The sequence below is a fragment of the Streptomyces sp. NPDC101227 genome (genome assembly GCF_044767545.1).
Lineage (GTDB): Bacteria > Actinomycetota > Actinomycetes > Streptomycetales > Streptomycetaceae > Streptomyces.
The window spans coordinates 185,550-203,068 of sequence record NZ_JBIWOD010000013.1; the positions used below are offsets into that span (position 1 = coordinate 185,550).

General features: G+C 68.9%; 18 protein-coding genes. 8 read left to right on the forward strand and 10 right to left on the reverse strand.

Annotated features, from left to right (window positions below; genetic code table 11):
* Positions 1 to 268: 268 nt before the first annotated feature.
* Together ACIRPT_RS27920 and ACIRPT_RS27925 are read left to right on the forward strand one after the other, a co-directional pair.
* Entirely contained in the window at positions 269 to 1,180 is a 912-nt protein-coding gene (locus ACIRPT_RS27920) for an SDR family NAD(P)-dependent oxidoreductase (protein ID WP_403831889.1), read from the forward strand.
* Positions 1,181 to 1,332: 152 nt separating this feature from the next.
* Entirely contained in the window at positions 1,333 to 1,980 is a 648-nt protein-coding gene (locus ACIRPT_RS27925) for a hypothetical protein (protein ID WP_403831892.1), read from the forward strand.
* A 109-nt stretch (positions 1,981 to 2,089) separates the two neighbouring features.
* Here the strand turns inward: ACIRPT_RS27925 and ACIRPT_RS27930 are convergent, their stop codons facing one another.
* Positions 2,090 to 2,464, reverse strand: a complete 375-nt coding sequence (locus tag ACIRPT_RS27930) for a MerR family transcriptional regulator (RefSeq protein WP_403831895.1) — start codon at positions 2,462 to 2,464, stop codon at positions 2,090 to 2,092.
* Between the two features lie 64 nt (positions 2,465 to 2,528).
* On the opposite strand from ACIRPT_RS27930, the gene ACIRPT_RS27935 reads away from it, so the two are divergent.
* The gene (locus tag ACIRPT_RS27935) at positions 2,529 to 3,338 is read left to right on the forward strand and encodes an alpha/beta fold hydrolase (RefSeq protein WP_403831897.1); all 810 of its coding nucleotides are present in this window, start codon (positions 2,529 to 2,531) and stop codon (positions 3,336 to 3,338) included.
* A 180-nt stretch (positions 3,339 to 3,518) separates the two neighbouring features.
* On the opposite strand, the gene ACIRPT_RS27940 is transcribed toward ACIRPT_RS27935, so the two are convergent.
* Together ACIRPT_RS27940 and ACIRPT_RS27945 are read right to left on the reverse strand one after the other, a co-directional pair.
* Positions 3,519 to 4,193 carry a hypothetical protein gene (locus ACIRPT_RS27940; protein WP_403831900.1) on the reverse strand — a complete coding sequence of 225 codons (675 nt, stop codon included), beginning with the start codon at positions 4,191 to 4,193 and terminating at the stop codon, positions 3,519 to 3,521.
* 294 nt (positions 4,194 to 4,487) lie between these two features.
* Entirely contained in the window at positions 4,488 to 5,447 is a 960-nt protein-coding gene (locus ACIRPT_RS27945) for an endonuclease/exonuclease/phosphatase family protein (RefSeq protein ID WP_403831903.1), read from the reverse strand.
* Positions 5,448 to 6,046: 599 nt separating this feature from the next.
* Here ACIRPT_RS27945 and ACIRPT_RS27950 point away from each other — a divergent pair.
* Entirely contained in the window at positions 6,047 to 6,688 is a 642-nt protein-coding gene (locus tag ACIRPT_RS27950; protein WP_403831905.1) for a DUF4232 domain-containing protein, read from the forward strand.
* Between the two features lie 149 nt (positions 6,689 to 6,837).
* Here ACIRPT_RS27950 and ACIRPT_RS27955 read toward each other — a convergent pair whose 3' ends face one another.
* Complete coding sequence (locus ACIRPT_RS27955) at positions 6,838 to 7,383, reverse strand: GNAT family N-acetyltransferase (RefSeq protein WP_403509962.1); 546 nt, start codon at positions 7,381 to 7,383, stop codon at positions 6,838 to 6,840.
* Between the two features lie 87 nt (positions 7,384 to 7,470).
* On the reverse strand, positions 7,471 to 7,854 hold the full coding sequence (locus ACIRPT_RS27960; protein WP_403831908.1) for a MerR family transcriptional regulator: 384 nt from the start codon (positions 7,852 to 7,854) through the stop codon (positions 7,471 to 7,473).
* Between the two features lie 71 nt (positions 7,855 to 7,925).
* Between ACIRPT_RS27960 and ACIRPT_RS27965 the strand changes: the two genes are divergently transcribed.
* Together ACIRPT_RS27965 and ACIRPT_RS27970 are read left to right on the forward strand one after the other, a co-directional pair.
* Positions 7,926 to 8,753: an alkene reductase gene (locus ACIRPT_RS27965; protein ID WP_403831910.1), complete on the forward strand. Its 828-nt coding sequence runs from the start codon at positions 7,926 to 7,928 to the stop codon at positions 8,751 to 8,753.
* A gap of 93 nt (positions 8,754 to 8,846) precedes the next feature.
* Complete coding sequence (locus ACIRPT_RS27970; RefSeq protein WP_403831913.1) at positions 8,847 to 9,332, forward strand: hypothetical protein; 486 nt, start codon at positions 8,847 to 8,849, stop codon at positions 9,330 to 9,332.
* A gap of 313 nt (positions 9,333 to 9,645) precedes the next feature.
* On the opposite strand, the gene ACIRPT_RS27975 is transcribed toward ACIRPT_RS27970, so the two are convergent.
* The 3 genes from ACIRPT_RS27975 to ACIRPT_RS27985 all read right to left on the reverse strand — a co-directional run bounded on the left by ACIRPT_RS27975 (position 9,646) and on the right by ACIRPT_RS27985 (position 11,886).
* Positions 9,646 to 10,296: a class F sortase gene (locus ACIRPT_RS27975; protein WP_403831915.1), complete on the reverse strand. Its 651-nt coding sequence runs from the start codon at positions 10,294 to 10,296 to the stop codon at positions 9,646 to 9,648.
* Positions 10,293 to 11,105, reverse strand: coding sequence for a hypothetical protein (locus ACIRPT_RS27980; protein ID WP_403831918.1), 813 nt, complete (start codon positions 11,103 to 11,105; stop codon positions 10,293 to 10,295). The genes ACIRPT_RS27975 and ACIRPT_RS27980 overlap by 4 nt, the downstream gene beginning before the upstream one ends.
* Positions 11,106 to 11,442: 337 nt before the next feature.
* Positions 11,443 to 11,886 carry a hypothetical protein gene (locus ACIRPT_RS27985; RefSeq protein WP_403831921.1) on the reverse strand — a complete coding sequence of 148 codons (444 nt, stop codon included), beginning with the start codon at positions 11,884 to 11,886 and terminating at the stop codon, positions 11,443 to 11,445.
* A gap of 356 nt (positions 11,887 to 12,242) precedes the next feature.
* Here ACIRPT_RS27985 and ACIRPT_RS27990 point away from each other — a divergent pair, with 356 nt between their 5' ends.
* Positions 12,243 to 12,866, forward strand: a complete 624-nt coding sequence (locus ACIRPT_RS27990) for a lasso peptide biosynthesis B2 protein (RefSeq protein WP_403831923.1) — start codon at positions 12,243 to 12,245, stop codon at positions 12,864 to 12,866.
* 1 nt (position 12,867) lies between these two features.
* The gene (locus ACIRPT_RS27995) at positions 12,868 to 14,685 is read left to right on the forward strand and encodes an asparagine synthase-related protein (RefSeq protein WP_403831925.1); all 1,818 of its coding nucleotides are present in this window, start codon (positions 12,868 to 12,870) and stop codon (positions 14,683 to 14,685) included.
* Here ACIRPT_RS27995 and ACIRPT_RS28000 read toward each other — a convergent pair.
* Positions 14,669 to 15,889 (reverse strand): hypothetical protein, encoded by a 1,221-nt coding sequence (locus tag ACIRPT_RS28000; protein WP_403831927.1) that lies wholly within the window; start codon positions 15,887 to 15,889, stop codon positions 14,669 to 14,671. The genes ACIRPT_RS27995 and ACIRPT_RS28000 overlap by 17 nt on opposite strands.
* Before the next feature lie 355 nt (positions 15,890 to 16,244).
* On the reverse strand, positions 16,245 to 17,351 hold the full coding sequence (locus ACIRPT_RS28005) for a hypothetical protein (RefSeq protein WP_403831930.1): 1,107 nt from the start codon (positions 17,349 to 17,351) through the stop codon (positions 16,245 to 16,247).
* Between the last annotated feature and the right edge of the window lie 168 nt (positions 17,352 to 17,519).

The window sequence follows — 17,519 nt, forward strand, 5'->3', positions numbered from 1 at the left end:
AGAGAATCACGTCAGCGCATACACCCGTGGAGTTACGGACGCGCGGCTCGCCCATGACGCCGAACGGCGTCCCCGCCGTCCCCGAGGTGGTCGGAGCCACCCGTCGAGGCACCGACAACGGAACGGATGGGGCTGGGGATGGGGTTGGGGCCGCGCCACATGATCCGGGTGTGGTGCTCGATCGGCGACGAGCATCCAACGTGCATCACCCCGCGGCCACCGGCAAGTCGCCCCGGGCCTCTCGCGACCGGCCACCCGAGGGAGCGCGATGAACCGGGGCCGGCACCCCACCGGAACGCGGGTGGCGGTGGTGACCGGAGCCGGACGGGGTATCGGCCGGGCAATCGCGGTCCGGCTGGCTGCGGACGGCTACCGTCTCGTCCTCGCCGACATCGACCGAGAGCGGGTCGCCGAGGCCACCGGCGAGCTGCCCGGCCGGCCGGTCGGTGTATGCGCGGACGTGCGCTCACGGTCCGCCGTCGACCGTCTCGCCGGGTCCGCAGCTCAGTGCGGACGGATCGATGTGTGGGTCAACAAAGCGGGTGTCCTCCCACAAGGGCTGCTGGAAGCGCAGGAATCCGCACTCCTGGAGCACACCTGGCAGGTCAACGTGGCCGGCACCCTGCATGGCTGCCGCGCGGCTTTGAACGTGATGCGGGCGCAGGGCTACGGGCACATCGTGAACATTTCCAGCGTGTGTGCGCTCAAGCCCCTCCCCGGCCTCGCCTTTTACAGCGCCACCAAGGCCGCAGTGGAAGCCCTATCGGCAGCCCTGCGCCTTGAGGTCCGCGCCTGCGGCGTTGCCATCAGCACCGTTCTGCCCTACCTGGCGGACACCGCCGCCGGAACCGGTCTCCGCCCCCGGCTGCTGACCCCGCTCCGAGCGGAGCAGGTGGCCGATGCGGTCGCCGCCGTGATCCGTCGCCCCCGCGCCCGTACCGTCGTTCCCCGACCACTCGGCGTGCTGTTGGCGGCAACGTCCATGTTCCCCCGATCCGTCCACGACGCCGTCGACCGCATGCTGCGTCTGAACGACCTGGCGTTCGGCATCGACGATCGGGCAAGAGCCGCCTACCGGGCAGAGGTCATCGCCCACACCAGACACCCGACCGGATCGCCGCACCACCCGCGCACCGACGCCGCGGACCAGCACCAGGCCCGGGCGATCCCCCGCGAGTGACCTTTCCGCGAGCTCACGCACGGCCTGTACGTGTCGGACGTCGAGGCGGGAGTACGGCGCCCAGCCCGACTTCGGGGGAGTCGCCATTGCGCCGCCCCTGGCAAGCCATCGCCCTGGAGCAGCTCACCAGAAGCACGGTCTAGGGTGATTCGGTGGACGTTGGGGCGGTGCTGATTGCGGTAGCTGGTGTGGCGGGAACGCTCGGGGGTGCGCTGCTCACCCAGCGGGGTGCCGACAGGGCCAAGACGCGCGAGTTGGAGATGGCCCAGGCTCTCCAGGACGCGCGCGAGAGTCGCGAGCTGCGGCGGAGCTGCTATTCGGAGCTGCATCGGGATGCAAGGCAGTTCGGCACTGCGCTCAGCCGTCACTTGTACGTCATGCGAGATGGCACGCCCAGCGACGAGGACATTCACGGGCTGGAAGCGACCAAGGACACCTACCGCGATCGCTGGTCCGCGTCCCTGATGATCGCGCCCGACACTGTGATCGGTCCCGCTCACGAGGTGAACGAGACGCTGACCAGTGTCTACGGGCAGGTCAAACGCTTGGAGCAAGGGAACCCACGGCCGGGCGAAACCCTACGCTCGGCCGCTGAGGCACAGCATGCTGTTTGGTCGCTGATAGATGCCATGAGAGAGGCGATGCGCCGTGATCTGGGCGTGACGGGAGATTCTGGCTCCGGAGCCATCCATCGGGCGCTGTTGACCTCTTCCGGCGACGCCACTGCCTTGACCCGGGATTTCGCGGAGCCAGGGTCGCCGCCGCGAGGCGGCGGCACTTGCGGGCCTGGTCCAGATTGACGCGTAGTTGCTCAGCGACGGCGGGATGGCCGGCGTCGATGATTCGCCGGTAGGCCGCGTGGGATTCGCTGCGGCTGTCGGCGGATCAGCGCGGCCTGGGCCGGGGCCTTCACCGCGCCTTCTCACCGCTCCGGAGCGGCGCATCGGCGATGACGGTGCCGAGCATCGCGCGGGATGCCTGCAGTTCCTCGATGGTTCGGCTGATCCTCTCGTGTTCCTGCTGCAACTGGGCGACCAGGTCCGGGCAGGTGGGCATGATGCGATCCTCGTCGACCTTGATGCAGGGCAGGACCTGGGCGATCAGGGAGGTCGGGAGTCCCGCGGCCAGCAAGCACCGGATACGGCGCACCGTTTCCACATCCGTCTCGCTGTAGACCCGGTAGCCGCTCGGCAGCCGGTCCGGTGCCAGCAGCCCCTGCTGTTCGTAATAGCGCAGCAGACGCTCATGAACGCCGGTGCGTCTGACCATCTCCTGCATACGCACGTGGTTCGCCTCCGGATTTCACGACTTGACTCTGACACTGATGTCAGAGTTTAGCGTCGTCGGCATGACCACCGAACAAGCGCTCCCCGCTCCCCGCCTCGATGTCGTCGTGAAGGGCAGCGGCCCTGCGCTGCTGCTCGCCCACGGCGCCGGAGGTGGTATTCACGGCAACTTCGGTCTTGTTCTCGACGACCTCGCCCGTGATCACACCCTCGTCGGCCCGCACTACCCGGGCGCCGGCGGTACCTCTGTCGCCGAGAAGCCCCTGGAGCTGGATGAACTCGCCGACCAACTGGTCGCGTCCGCCGTCGCGGCAGGGCAGGAGTCATTCACCGTGCTCGGCGAGTCGCTGGGCAGTGCTGTGGCTGTCCGGGTCGCCACCCGTCACCCCGCGCGGGTCAGGGCACTCGTCCTCACCGCCGGATTCCCCGTCGCGGACCCGGCCCTGACGCTGGCGGCCCAGCTCATCAAGTCCCTTGCAGCTGCCGAGCAGTGGGGGGACGTGGCCCGGCTCGCCTGCCTGTCCTGCATGTCCGCGACGGACCTGGCAGGCATCGCGCCCACCGACGTCGACGCTCTCGTGACCCAGACACTGGCCGTTATGCCGCCGGGGACGGCGCACCACTTCGACCTGGCGTCCCGGGTGGACGTCCGGGCAGACCTCGCGCACCTGTCCGTCCCCGTACTGGTGGTGGCGCCGACCGGGGACAGACTGGTCCTCCCCGAGAGCTCCTACCGGCTGGCGGCCGGCATCACGGGTGCCGAGCTCGTCGAACTGCCCGGCGCCGCACATGTTCTGAACGAGGCAGACCGGGCGACATGGCTACGACACGTCCGCGCATTCCTGCGCACCCTTCCTGCGCGTGCGACGTGACCGCGTTCCCCGCCACCGGGGCAGCAGGGCTCGACAAGAACGGCGTGAGTGGAACTGGCGGCGAGCCGGCGGCTTGGTGATCGTTCGCGCTGATGCTGGAGTTCGCCGAGAGGGAAAAGCGGCTCGGCTTGGGGCGTCCGTTCTCCCGCCCGCGTCGCGCCAACAGCGGTGCGTGGGGCTTCAGTTCACGAACTCTTCGTCGCCATAGCGCACCTGGGCTTTGTTCCAGTCGACGCCGAGTTCCTTCGTGAACTTCTGGGCCAGGGGCAGGTCTGCGATGGGGGCGACGAGGATGAGCTGCCCGTCGAGGGTGGTCGAGCCACCGCCGAGCTCGTCGCGGGCCCGCGGGTCAGCGAGCAGCGCGTCGTGCAGGCGGGTCGAGCTGACGCCGGGGGCCTGGATCTCGACCGCGTCGGTATCCGGCGACGTCCTCGGCAGACAGCGGAAGGTGAGAACCGACTCCTGGTGATATCGCTTGGCGATGACGCCGGCGATGTGACGGAGTCCGTCTCGGCCGACCCTGCTGACGTCGAACTCGCGGGAGCGCTCGTAGGTCGCCCGCTTCAGCTCGGCGGACCAGAAGACACCGTCCAGGAGGGTTGAGGTGCCGGGCTTCGCGCCGTTGGCGTGGATGATCCTGCGGACCTCGTGGTCGAAGCGCGTGAGGCGGGCCTTGAGCCGGGGGTCGGCCGGATCGGTGATGATCGCGGGGTTGTCGGTGGCGAAAATCTCCACCGTGGGGCAGCCAGAGGTCGCCGGGCTCGCCTGCGCGTTCCCCGAGCCTGCAGCTCCCAGCGTCAGGACGGCGACCGTGACCGCGATGTGCCACCGCCGGTGCATAAAGACGTTCTTCATGTCGTGATCAACGAGCCATGGCCGAGTTGGTTGTATCCCGGCGCCCGTCGGGGGCGTCGGGGGCCGTCGGGGGCCGTCGGCACAACGGTCATCGGCGCGATTGATCTTGAGCGCTGACTACGGATCGGGGTCCCGTGTACCTCGGCCCCGCCCCAGCTCCCAGCCCGGACACCAGCCGCAAGGTAGCGGTCAGGACTTCGAGATCGCGGTTCCCCCGCTGCGGACCGACACACGCCGCATCGGCCCCCAGCTGCGCAACAAATAGGGCCCAGGTCGCTGACCGGGCGCGGTCGCTCAGAGGCGGAAGGTGGTGAGGACGGCCAGGTGGTCGGAGGGCCAGTCCGTCCCGCCCCCGAAGGTGGTGGACGTGGCGGGCTTCAGCGAGCCGCCCTTGTGCAGGATGAAGTCGATGCGGTCCTGCGGCTCCGGCTTGTTGTCGTAGTCACTGTTCTTCTTCGTCACGGGGGACCAGGTGTTGCCGGGCACCTTCGCGGGGCTCGGGTGCAGTTCACGGTAGGAGTCCTTGAACCCCTTGTCCGCGAAGGCCTTGGTCGCGGGCCATTCGACCGCCGAGTTGCAGTGCTTGGCCTTGGTCGCCTCGGTCCAGTCCAGGTGAGAGGGCGTGTTGAAGTCTCCCGCGACGATCGCCGGTGCCGAGCCGGTCCACTGCGCTATGTCCTGGGCCTGGGCCTTGCGGCTCGCCTCGTCCGCGTAGATCTGCTGGTAACTGTCCTTGTCGAAGCAGGCGTTGTACGGGCCGTACTTCGTGTAGTCGAGGTGGATCGAGTACACCCACACGCCCCGGATCTTCGCGGCGATCGCTTTCGCGCCGGAGGACTCCTTCGAGAACGAGTCGGTCTTCTCGATCGGCGTCTTGCTGACCACGTCGACGTCCGTGCCGCTGGCCGTGTAGTACTTCCACCCCAGTTTGCCCGCGATCTCCTTGGCGACGGGGCTGGAGGATTCCTGCAGGGCGACGACGTCGGCGCCGGACGACTTGACCTGCCGGGCGATCTTGTTGACCCCGTCCGAGACCTTCGCGCCACCATGCCAGGTGTTCAGGCTCATCACCTTCAGGGACCGGGCGGAAGAGTCCCCGCCCGTACCGGCCTTGCCCGAAACGGCCCCACCCGTGGAGGCCATCGCAGTCGCTCCCACGGTCAGTGCCGCCAATCCGCCGGTCAGGCCGAAGGCGAGACGCCGCTTGTTCCTTGCGCTGTTCGGGCCGTCCGGGTGCTTCACGTTCTCGCTCACGTAACGCTCGTTTCTCTCATGCGCCGGAAGAACCGGCAGGTGTGGGGGAAGGAGTTGGGGCGATTGCCACGCATCAGCCATAAGACTCCCGTCCGGCGCCTCTTGCCGCAGGTCAGAGATCTAAACCGGCCCCCGCGCCCGGCAAGGGGGTCTGTTACAGGGCTGTGACAGCGCAACCGCGTGACGCGCCAGGCCACCACCTCGACAGCGTTTCGGTGGGGTGGGGCAGAGAGACATCCGGCCGCGCAGCCGATCCGGATTCCACGCCTGGATCGGGGAAGTCACGGCCGGCCGCGGCCGCGCCGAACCGAACCGTGATCAGCGAACAACTCACCCAGGCCGGATACACGTTGAACCACTGGCACGAGTATTCCGGGTGACCCGCGTCCGGCGGCCCCTGCCCAAGAGCGGCAGGGCCAGGCCCATTTGCATGGTGACGGGGCAACCGCGAGGGTCCGGCAGCCGTAGATGATCACGTTTGGATGACGGGTCGTGAGTGATTTGCGGGGAACGGAGCCGAACTGAGTTGAACCGCTCTCGGGGTCGGGTCCGTAGTGTCCCGTGTAAACACACTGTTGATGGGGGAAGGAACCCAGCTCATGCGCGCCCGTATCGTCACCACTGCCGCCGTCTTCGCTCTGTCCGCTCTGGCTCTGACGGGGTGTGGGGGCAACAGCGATGACAGCAAGAAGGCCGGCGACGAGTCGTCCGCCACCGCGTCGTCCGAGTCGCCGTCGAAGGAGTCCGGCTCGGGCGGAGCCTCCACGGGCGGCAACGCCGGCGACCAGGGTGACGGTGCCACTGCGGCGTGCACGACGAAGAACACCCGGCTCCAGTTCATCCAGTCCCCCGGTCACGCCAGCCAGCAGAAGCCGGCGCAGGCCACCCTCTCGGTCACCAACACCTCGAAGACCCCCTGCACGATCGTCGGCGCCGTCACCCTGACGGCCAAGGACGACCAGGGCAAGGCCGACCCCGTCGAGACCGACAACACCGAGGGCGGCACGGACGCCGTCGACGTCAAGCCCGGCGGCACGGCGCAGGCATCGGTGGCCTACACCGACCTGAACTTCGACGGCAGCCCGTCGGGCCGGGAGATCTGCGCGGTACAGGCGACCAAGGTCGAGATCGCCCTGCCCAAGGACGTGGGTCGCACCGTCAAGGTGATCAAGGACGGCGGAGCGCCGGGCTCCTTCAACGTGTGCGGGAAGGACGTACGGGTCTCCGCCTTCACTTCCTGACCCTCGTCAGCCCTCAGGCGTGTCCCACGGATCCGCCGGACACGCCTGAGGCTGTACGGAGGTGACGAACTCGACCTGCCCGCAGTCGCGGCCGTGCATCTTCCTGAAGGCGACTTATCCCTGCTGGTCACGGTCACGGTGGGGGGAGATCAAGGGCGGTTCAGACCCCACGTCTGTAGCACGTAGGGGCGCCCCTTCTCCTCACCCGTGATCAGCGGCACGTCGAGCAGTTCGAAGCCCGCCTTCGTGGCCACGGCGACGCTGGCGGCGTTCTCGGCCTCCAACTCCAGGATCACCTGCTCCGCGCCCAGCTGCTCGAACGCGTACGTGGCCATCACCCGTACCGCCCGCGCTGCCAGCCCCTGGCCGCGGTGCGCCGGGCCGACCGCGTAGCCGATCTCCATGCCCTCGGGGGCGCGCCGCAGCATGATCTCGCCGAGCGGTGCGCCGCCGTCGACGGTTATGGCGAGAAGGAGGGTCGTGCCCTCTCGCCGCAGCTGCCGGTCTCGGTCCAGCCGTGCACGGGCAGCCGCTGCGTCGAAGGGCGAGACGATCGGTGTCCAGTACGCGATGTCGGGGTGGTCGAACAGCTCCGGCATCGCGGTCAGGTCCGCCTCCGTCCAGTCGCGGAGGACGAGCCCCTCCCCCGAGAGCTCGATCCGCTCGGGCAAGGACGCCGTGGTGCTGCTCATGATGGGGTACCTCCGTGGCCTGTTCAGGACGGGTCAGGATAACTGGGACAGGCATGGCCGGTCCTCACGCTCGACACCGGGTGACGACCACTACGTCGTTGCTTCGGCCGGAGTGTGCAGGCTCTCGCGATGGGCCCGGGCCGTGGCCATCAGGCCGTCCAAGGCGTTTCGGGTTCGCATGAGTTCGTCGATGTGCTCGGACAGCCGGTTGCGCTCCTGCGCCATCCGCTCGAGAGCGGCATCCGAATTGCCCTCGCTCGGCGCGTCGACGCAGGGCAGCAGCTCGGAAATCGTACGGCTGGACAGGCCCGCCGCGTACAGGCGCTGGATGAGTCGCACCCGCTCCACCTCGGCCTCCGTGTAATGCCGCTGCCCACTGGCGCTACGGCTGCTGGTCAGCAGCCCCTGCTCCTCGTAGTAACGCAGCGACCGGACGCTGGCTTCGGTGCGCGCCGCGAGCTCGCCGATCCGCATGGCTGCCTCCCGCTGTGAACCACGCCACATCGCTTGCCTCTGACATGGATGTCAGGTTTTAGCGTAGCGCCATGCCCGGTTCCCGGGCACGCGATGACGGCGGACGGGTCTTCGCCCAGCTCATGCACGGCGGCCGGGTCTCGCACCCCGACACGACAGGCCACCAGCCCGTTGGCCCCTCGGCGATCGCCGAGGTGGGCGACGTCTTCACCCCGACCGGCCCGCAGCCCGCACCTCTCCCCCGCGCACTGGACACCGCCGAGGTACCCGAGCATGCCCACGCGTACGCCGAAGCGGCCCGCCGTGCGATCGACGCGGGCTTCGAAGGAGTCGAACTCCACGGTGCCAACGGCTACTTGATCTCCCAGTTCCTCTCCTCCAACGCCAACCTGCGCACGGACCGCTACGGCGGCACGATCGCGGGCCGGATCCGGTTCGCCGTGGAGACCGTGGCCGCGACAGCAGACGCGATCGGGGCGGCCAGGACGGGCATCCGCCTCTCCCCGGGCGGTGTCTTCTGGGGCGTCGAGGAGACCGATGCACTCGCCCTCAACACCGCGTTGCTGACAGAGCTTTCCCGTATCGGACTCGCCTACGTCCACCTGGAAGCGACCACGGACGAGGAGGTGCTCTTGGGTCTGCGCCGCGCCTGGCCCGGCACCTTGATCGTCAATCCGGTCCTCCCGATGGGCCCCAAGCAGACCGGCCGCGAGGAAGCCGACCACTGGCTGGGGCTGAGCGCCGACCTGATCAGCTTCGGCCGCGGCTTCCTGGCCAACCCGGACCTCGTCGAACGCCTCCGCGTCGGCCTCCCCGTCGCCCCCCTGGACGAGACCACGTACTACCAGGGCGGCGACGCCGGATACCTCACCTATCCGGCCTATCAGTACACGGCCTGACGCCTGCGGGGTGGCCAACGGGGCTGACCAGTTGGCGACTTGCGGCAGGGTGCGGGCTCAGCGCTGTCTGCCCCGTCGTGCAGGATGGTCTCCATGAGTGGTCTCTTCGAACTCCCTGAGCCCCGGCGGGTCTTGCTGGGCGAGTACCCGCTGTGGGACGAGGCTCTCGCCGTTGTCAACCGGGACCTTGCGGCGACCTTGCCGGCCCAAGAACCTCTGCAATTGATGGGTCTGCCCTCGTATGACGAGGGTGTGGCCGAGTACGTCTACGTGGCCCTGGCCAACGGTGAGTGGCACGGCAACGTCGTGGATCCGGGCTCGGCGGACCACCCTGTCCTCGCTCTGACGGCCATCACCGACGCCGCACAGGAGACTGTCGCCGAGTGTCTGTGGCAGGCATGGCCGGTGTGCGACGAGCACGACCTCGGCATGCATCCGCGTGAGGCGGGCGGACAGCTCTCCTGGTGTTGTGCGGGCGGGAACGTCCGGCGCGAACAGGCTCACATACGGGCGGCCGTGGGCGACCTCGCCGGCCCGGTCGGCCCGGACCGGCCCCACCACAAGCGGCGCGGCGGCTGATTGCTTGCTTCACCACGGCTGCGGCGAGTTGCCGTTGTCAGCGGCCGTCGTCGGCTGTCAGCATGCGGTGATCGAATACCGCGGCTTCGTCCCAGGTGGGGCGATCAGCAGGCTGCCGACGGCCTCGAGCGGTACCGGATCTTGCGGAAGTCCAAGCCTGACCTCGGTCGAGCACGTCCGGCGGGCACCGGTCGACAGGCGGGACGACGCTGGTCATCCGGCCGGGATCGACCAGCCCGCCGGGCGTTCTCGACCTCGCCGCCATATTTCGGGCCGTACGTCGACGGATCGGTGGCGGCGGAGCGGTGGCGGTCTATTCCGTCTCGGCCAGCTTGGCGAACACCACCACGTTGTCCGGGTAGTAGTGCTGCGATGCGTCGTACTGACCACCGCACGTGATCAGGCGCAGCCCCGCATAGTCGATGTTCTTGTAGACCTCGATGGTGGGGAACTTGTTCTTCGGGTACTGGGCGATGCGGCTGACGGTGAACTTCGAGGACTTCCCGTCCGTCCGTGCCACCTCGATCGTGTCACCGGTCTTCAACGAGGACAGCCGGTGGAACACCCCCGGTTTGCCGTTCCAGGTGACATGACCGGCGATGACGGCCGGGCCTGTTTCGCCGGGGGCCGGGCCAGGCGTGTACCAGCCCGCCTTGTCGGGGTCGGCGGGCGTTTCCATCGTTCCGTCCTTCTTCCGCCCCAAGGGCTCAAGACTTGAGGACACGTTGAGCGAAGGGACGGAGATCCGCTGTGGAGCCGCCTTGCGTGCCGTATCGCCCGTGTCCTGCTTACCGCCCTGGCCACTCTCAGATCCCGTTCCCGGGGCGGCCTGGCCGCCCCGCGCGGGCTGCTGTTGGACGGGGGGTGACTGCGCGGCCGTCGTCTGACCGCCGCATCCGCCGAGCAGCACCAGCGCCGCGGCGGCGGCACAGGACACGGCTTCGCGCCTGCCCCAGGTCCTCATGCGGCACTCCGGCCGGACGGCTCGACAGAGGCGGTCGCGCGCCTTCTGCGGTTCAGGACCAGTGCTCCGGCGATCGCCGCGAAGGCAAGCCCGCCGGCGCCCGCCAGCGCCCAGGGAATCTCGTTGCTTTCGGCCGTTGCGCCACCCGTCTCCACGCCCCCCACCGGTATGGATCCGACCGCCGCGCCCTCGACGACTCCGCAGACCGCCGGCGCGGTGGCCTCCTGAGGCAGTTTGGGATCGAGTTCGCTCTTGCCTGCGCCGAAGTCGTACTTGTTGTTGCCGTTCGGATCGATGCCGTGCTGCACCACGTGGAGGTCCTTGATGTGATCGACCACGTCCTGGGACACGGGAATGGTGCGCTCGTAGGAGAGTTTCCCCTGGGCATCCGCCTTGGGCATGCGGTCGACGGCGAGCCCGCTGTCCGGGCCGGTGTCGCCGTCGGTGGTGAGCGAGATGTTGATATCGCCGTAATGGACCGTGGCTTCGGTGTTGTTGATGATCCCGTCGCCGTCCGTGTCGGCGCTCGCGTCCGGGCACTGGAAGTCGTGACCGTCGGTAGAGCCGTGGATGTGCTGTGCGTGCGGCTGGCCCGGCACGAGCCCTTCCGACTCGATCTTCACGGTCAGCTGGTTGCCGTTGAGGCTGAGCATCGCCGTGCCCTTGCCCTGCGAGTCGTTCAGCTGCTCCAAATTGATCTGGTACGCCTTGTCCTCGGCGGCGGCCGGAGCGGCGGCGGCACCCGATAGCGCGAGGGCGACGGGCAGAGCAAGCAGGGCGGTGAGGCGAGCGGTGCGCTGGGTTGTCACGGTGGATCGTTCCCTTCCGGCGGTGTCCCGTCCGGGATCGCCGTGGTCTCGTCCGGCAGGCCTGCACAACGATGCTTCTTACGGTCGCGGGGACCGCATTTCGTTGTCCGGGCGCAAGTAGCCCGTAGTACGAGGCGCGCTGACGCCGCGTTCGGGCACACCGCTCAATGTGGCGCCTTATCTAAATTCGACGGATTCTCTTGACAGGCGCGCGTCTCAGATGAAGCACCGAGGAGCCGTTCTCCGGCGGCGCCGTGCCGTAGACCGTCGCGTCCCGCTCCGGCAGAGGTACTGCGAGGTCCGGCGCATCCGCGGTGCGGCACGGCACGTAGACGGCTCAGTCTCCGGACCAACCCCAGAAGTAGATCTCCTGTGGCCTTCCGTGGTCGTCGTGCAGTACTGCGCAACGGCCGTACCCGCGCTCGCGAGCGAGGTCTTTGATTGCTGGAAGGTGTTCGCGGGTCAGCCGTTCGGTGCCGGTGGTCTTCCGGGCCTCTTCGACGGTCACCGGCTGTACCGCACAGATCTCGGGCTCCTCGTCTTCGCGTTGAACGTGGAAGACGTCGAGAATCGAGTGGGTGCCGGAGTGCTGCGTCCACTCGTCGGCCCACAGTTCGTCCAGGGTCGAGGGTCGCGGACGGCGCTCCTCCTCGGGAAGCCAGTCGCCGCCGCGCACCCAGTAGTAGTCACCGGCGAGGAACACTCGGTGCCGCAACTGCTCCAGCGCGGCGCCAAGATCTTCCTGATACGGCGCGTAGTAGTCCCACTCCGAAGCACCCATCCTGTGTCCCCTCCGCGTCAGCTGCCGGCGAGGTATGACGTCACCCGCACGCTAGCCGTTGCCTCCGACAGTCCGGAGAGGCCGACGGCCGCCCTCCGGCATCCACGCCGAGCAGCTCACTGCCGATGGACGTCGGCGGTCCGGTTGCGCGGCATTCGGGTGAGAGTAGCCTGGAATTGATGTCCTGCCGTTTCTGGAGGTAGGAGATGTTTCTCCGATTGTTGCGGCGTCATAGGCCGCATCGGCTCATTCTTTTCGGTAACGGCCGTCTGATCCGCGGCTTCAGCGGCGGATTCTATGACGGTCACGGACACCAGCACTGACACCGTTCACGGTGGAATCCTGGAGGATACGCGGTGGCAGAGGACACCGATGCCCTGGCAGTCATGGCAAGGATCCTGTCACCGCATTGCCGTGTCATCCAGATGTCCGACGGAGCGCTGATCGCTGACTGGAAGCGGACGCGCTTTCTCGGATTGGCGACGACGGAAGTCCAGAAATTCGCCTTGGGAAGTCCTGAGGAACACGCCGAACTTGTCACCGGTCTCATGCGTGCCGGGTGCGCGACGGGCCGCCGGAAGAAATACGCGGACGCCGACGTCGGGCTCTGGCTGGGTGGAGTGCACCTGCTGATCCGGACCCTTGGATTCGGGCGCGCCCTCCGGCTGCTTTCCTTGGCCGCCCCGGCTTATACCCGTGCGGACCTCCCCTCCGCGGAGGAGGCCGGACGGCTGAAACGAGCAGTGCAGTCGCACAGCAGGAGGAGCTGGCTCGTCAACGGCGACTGCAAGTCCGAGGCGGTGACGGCCTTTGTGCTGCTGCGGCGGTGTGGCCTGAAAGCCACACTCCACGTCGGTGTGCATGAACACCCGTTCGCCCTGCACGCGTGGACGGCCTCGGGCGGCCTGTGCATCCCCGACGCGGATCCGCGGGGGCGCGCCTTCACACCGGTGCTCTCGATCGACTGCGGAGGACAGTGACATGGATGCGCTCCGCCTCGACTGGGCCGGGGGCGCACCGAGGCTCCGGACCAACGAGGCCATGGCGCGTCAGGGACTCGTGACGACGGTCTCCACGCGGGCCGGCACCGCGGCCGTCGTCGGCTGGGTCGGCTCGGCCCGCGACCGGGCGGCGGGCGCGCGCGGCCTCCTCGACGACTCCGACAGGCAGGGGGCCGCCGCGCCCGTGCCCGCCGGCGACTACGCGGCTGTTCTGGTGTACCGCGACCGCATCCTCCTCACGCGCGACGAGCAGGCACGCATCCCGCTGTTCTTCAAGGAGTCCGGTGGCCGCGTGAGTGCCGTGAGCACCTCGGTGCGCTGCCCGGGAAGCGTCACGGAGCTGGAACCCCGCTACTTCTGCCGCTACCTCACCGGGAACATGGCACAACCGCACTGGGACCTCACCCCATTCGCCGGGGTGCACCGCGTCCTCGGCGGCGAGGTGGTCGAGCTGTCCCGCACCGGGCAGCTGCGCAGTCGTACGCTGCGCCGCGCCCATCGGGCCAACGACCCGCCCGAACCGACCGCAGACGGCTCCTGCCTCGATGAGGCCGCGCAGGAGCTGCGCCGCGCGCTGGAGAACGCTGTCGGCCGCCGCATGGCTACGACGACGGCATGCCATGTCTCGGGCGGCACCGACTCCACCAGCGTCGCGCTGCTCGCCGCACGCCTGCTGGCCGCGGAACTGGGCGGCGCCGGGGACCTGGTCCTGCTCGCCGGGCGTTTCTCCCACGGGGAGCTGGCCGCGGAGCGGCCGTACCTCGACATCGCGCTGGAGGAGATCCGCCGTCACGCACCCGCGGCCCGCCCGGTGATCGTCGATGCCGACGACGTGGCCGACTTCGACGACTTCCAGCATCACGCGGGAGACGCCGACGAGCCTCATGCGCACGCCTTCCGCGCCCCGTTCTGGGCCAGGCTGCACGCCGCGGCCGCGGAACTGGGCTGTGACGCGCTCCTGACCGGCTGCGGAGCCGATCCGATCGCGGACGCCAACCCGTTCCACCTGCACCGGCTGGCCCGCACGGGAGCGCTCCGGCAGATGACCGAGCAGGCGCGCGCCTGGGCCACGGGAAGCGAGCGGGGCTTGTGGGACATCGTCCGCGCCTACGTGGTGCAGCCGGCCGTTCCGCTGGCAGCCGAACGGATCACCGCGCTCCTCCGCGGCGGAACGGTGCTCGGCGGCCTCGGCACCTTCAACCGCCCCAGATGGCTGCGAGCCGGATTCGCGCGCGCTCACGGCTATCGGGACGCGGGCATCGCGGAGAGCCGGTTCGTGTTCGGGCACAGGCCGGAACGGTCGCTCTACGACGCAGCCAATTACGTCGCCGCTCCCGACCTGCTGTCCTGGCAGCGCGCACGTCGGGACGGGTTCTTCCTCTCGCACCCCTTCCTCGACCCCGAGGTCGTCGCCACGATGAGCCGCTTGCCCGCCGCAGCCACGTTCCAGCCGGGCCGTCCGAAGGCCGTTCTCCGTGCGGCCATGGCGCATCTGCTCCCGGCCCCGATCCGCGGCAGGACGGTCAAGGTGCCCTTCGACGACCTCTATGCCCGCGGCCTGCGGACCCACGGCGACGAACTCATCGCCCTGTGCCGCTCCGCCCGGCATCCGCTGATCGCGGAGATGTTCGACGTCGAGACGCTGTGCCGGGCCGTGCGGGAGGCCCAGCTCGGCCTGGGGGACGCGCACTCCTGGGATCGCCTGAACAGCTCGCTCGCCCTGGTGGCCTGGCTGGAGCGACTGGACCGGCGTTCCGGCGAACCCGACACGACAGTGCCCGTTACCGCTGCCTCTTGACGTCCCACAGGGTCCGCTCGACCGGGCCGGTGACGAGGTTGACGAGGCCGTACCGGCTTGACACCTCGCGGTTTTCCTCATCGCCGAGCTCGCGATTTTCCTCGCCTTTTCGCGTAATGGTTGCCTGCACGCGCGCGCCGTGCGTGCCGAACGTCCAGTAGACGGTGACGAAACGCGGGTCCCTCGTGCGTTCGTCAAGCGCATTGTTCTCATGCACCCGGGCCCGGTAGATGAGCGAGTCAAGACCGATCTTCTGTTGCTCCTTCACCCATCCAGGGACGTTTCCCCTACGCCAGGAGTACGCCACGAAGTCGAGCGGTGACTTCAGCACGAGCTGGTCCTTGCGCGCGAGGCTCGCGGTGGCATAGAACTCCACCTGGTCGTACGGCGTGTTCATGGGAATTTGCACCACCATTCGCGTGGCGTAGGTGTCGTTCGACTCAATCCAACTTCCATAGGACATCCACGGTTTTGCCTCGATCAACTCGCCGGGCTGGTGCACCTCCCGGCGGGAAAGCGGGTCCCAGTCCGCGGAGTTGGGCCACTGCTCGGCATCGGTTCGCCACTGCCGGCGGAGCCGGTCCTTCGGGCTCAGCGGCACCCTTTTCCCCATGGCGTGGAACTCGGTGCCGAGCACGTAGAAGCCCACGTCGCCGTGGTTCCGGATAGCGATGTCGACCGGTACGGCGAATGCCGTGCGGTTCTTGCTCAGTACCGGCTTACCCATGGACACCGTGATGAGAGGCTGGGTCCGTCGCTGGTACGGCTGAAAGAGGTTCTGGTAGCCGAAATTGCCGACCGCGATGACCGAGGAGACGATCAGCGCGGCAGCCACCCGTTTCGGAGCGGGGATCACGACCGACGTCCGCCACACCGCGACGACGGCGAATGCCGAACCCGCCGCGAGCGCGCTGAACAGCGCTTGGTAGATCGCGGACTCGCCGTCCTTGACCGTCTGCGCCAGGAGCAGGGCGTTGGTCAGCAAGGCCGCGAAGGTGCCGATCAGCGCGACCAGGCCGGAGTAGGGGAAGCTCTGCCGGGTGCAGTGGTCCAGGACCGCGGCGGCGCCCACGAGCGTGGTGAACGAGACCACGAGAAGGACGGCACCGGTGAGGCGGCCGGCGAAGGTCAGATCATGGACGAAGTCCTCGAGGCCGATCTGAGCCAACAGCAGCGTGGTCATGAGCAGGACCAGCACGATCACTGCCAGGGCCACCCGCGACTGCCAGGTTCTCAGCGAGGGCCGTCGCATTTTCGGGTGCGAGCCGGAGTGACCCTTGGGGGGAGTACGCACGCGATCACCTCCTGAGGCCGCCGGTCGTGCCCTCCGCGTAGGCAGCGCGGATTCAGGAGATCTGCCGCCGCGCCGGGGTTCGTGCACCATCGTCCGTGGCGATCCATCGGGTCGCCATCCGGAGGCCCCCGCGCGTGCGAGCCGGTGGTCGGCCAGGTGGGCAGTTGCCGCGCTCCGGGAGGCACCACTGTCTGACACTGTTCGATCGCGGCAGCACGGTCACCGGACAGTTCGGAGTCGAGGGACGACGCCTTCCGCCGACTGGCTAGAAGAGGCGGGCGCGCATGTGGTGCGTGAGGCTCTCGAGGATCTCGCGCAGCCACGGGCTGCGGACGGCCGGCAGCCGGACCAGGGTGTGCTGGAACGCTCCCGGGTCGGCCCGGAACAGGTGACTCGGGCGCGGCGCCGGCGGGTCGTCACGGAGGACGCCGTCGGGCATGCCGCCCGACGCGGGTACGGGCAGGTACGGCTCGGGGCAGGCCAGCCACAGCCACACCCCGAACGGCAGCGGCACCTGGTATGCCGAGGCGGCCGGGCCGGCCGGGATCCAGGTCTCCCCCGTCTGAGGATGGGTCGGCACGAGGAGGATCTCGGCGTCCGCGTCGGGCACGGGCCGCCCCGGTCCGGCCAGGACGGCGCGCCGCGCCGGCGGACCTGCGGGCAGAAGGGCGTCGAGAGCGCGTTGGAACACTTCCGCGATCAGGCCGTCCGGGACGGTTACCGGCCGGCCTTCCGAGGCCGCCAGCAGGTGGGCGAGCGCCCGGCCGGCTGCCGCCTCCCACCGCGGGCTCCAGGACCACCGGTGGTTCACCCCCGCCTCCGATCCCCACGTGGCGATCGGTTCGAACGGGGGCGTGCGCTTCCCGTCCGCCGTCAGCTCCGCCCAGGAGAGCGGTGCAGTGTCGGCACCACCGACGGGGAGGCGGCGTACGGCGCCCGGGACGAGCCACACCGCCTGCCAGAGCGAGCAGTCGTCGATCCGGCTCGCCACGGGCCGGCCGCATGCCTCGCACGCCATGTTGGGGCCGTCGCCCCCGTCGAGGCCGCAGCAGTAGCCGCCGCCTTTCTCCGGGATCAGCAGGGTGCCGCGGGTATCTCCGGGTGCGATGACGATCGCGCCGGGCTCGCCGTCGGACAGGGCGTATACCGACGCGTAGATGCCGCGGGCCGCCGCCTCGTCCGGATCGATGTCCTCCCACCTCCGCCACGGCGGCCCCCAGGGCTCCGGGTCCACGGCGAACGTGCCCGACTCCATGAGCACCGGGAGCTGAATCCCGTTCCCGTACTTCTGATGGGCGTGGGCCGGCAGGGCGACCTGGGACAGCGGGGTGGTCAGCCTGGCGCCACACCCCGCACACACGAAAACGAACAAATGACCTCCGCCTGGGAACAGGGGCATCGTCGCAGCTCGGCGGCGGCCGGCCAACGTGTTTTCGTCCGCCGCGGGGCCGGAGCGCCGCTGGGGTCGACTGGTAGGCGGCCGCGCACCGCCTACCAATCCTCGGCGCGCCGTCGGCAACGTCGCCGGCGGCCGCCGCTC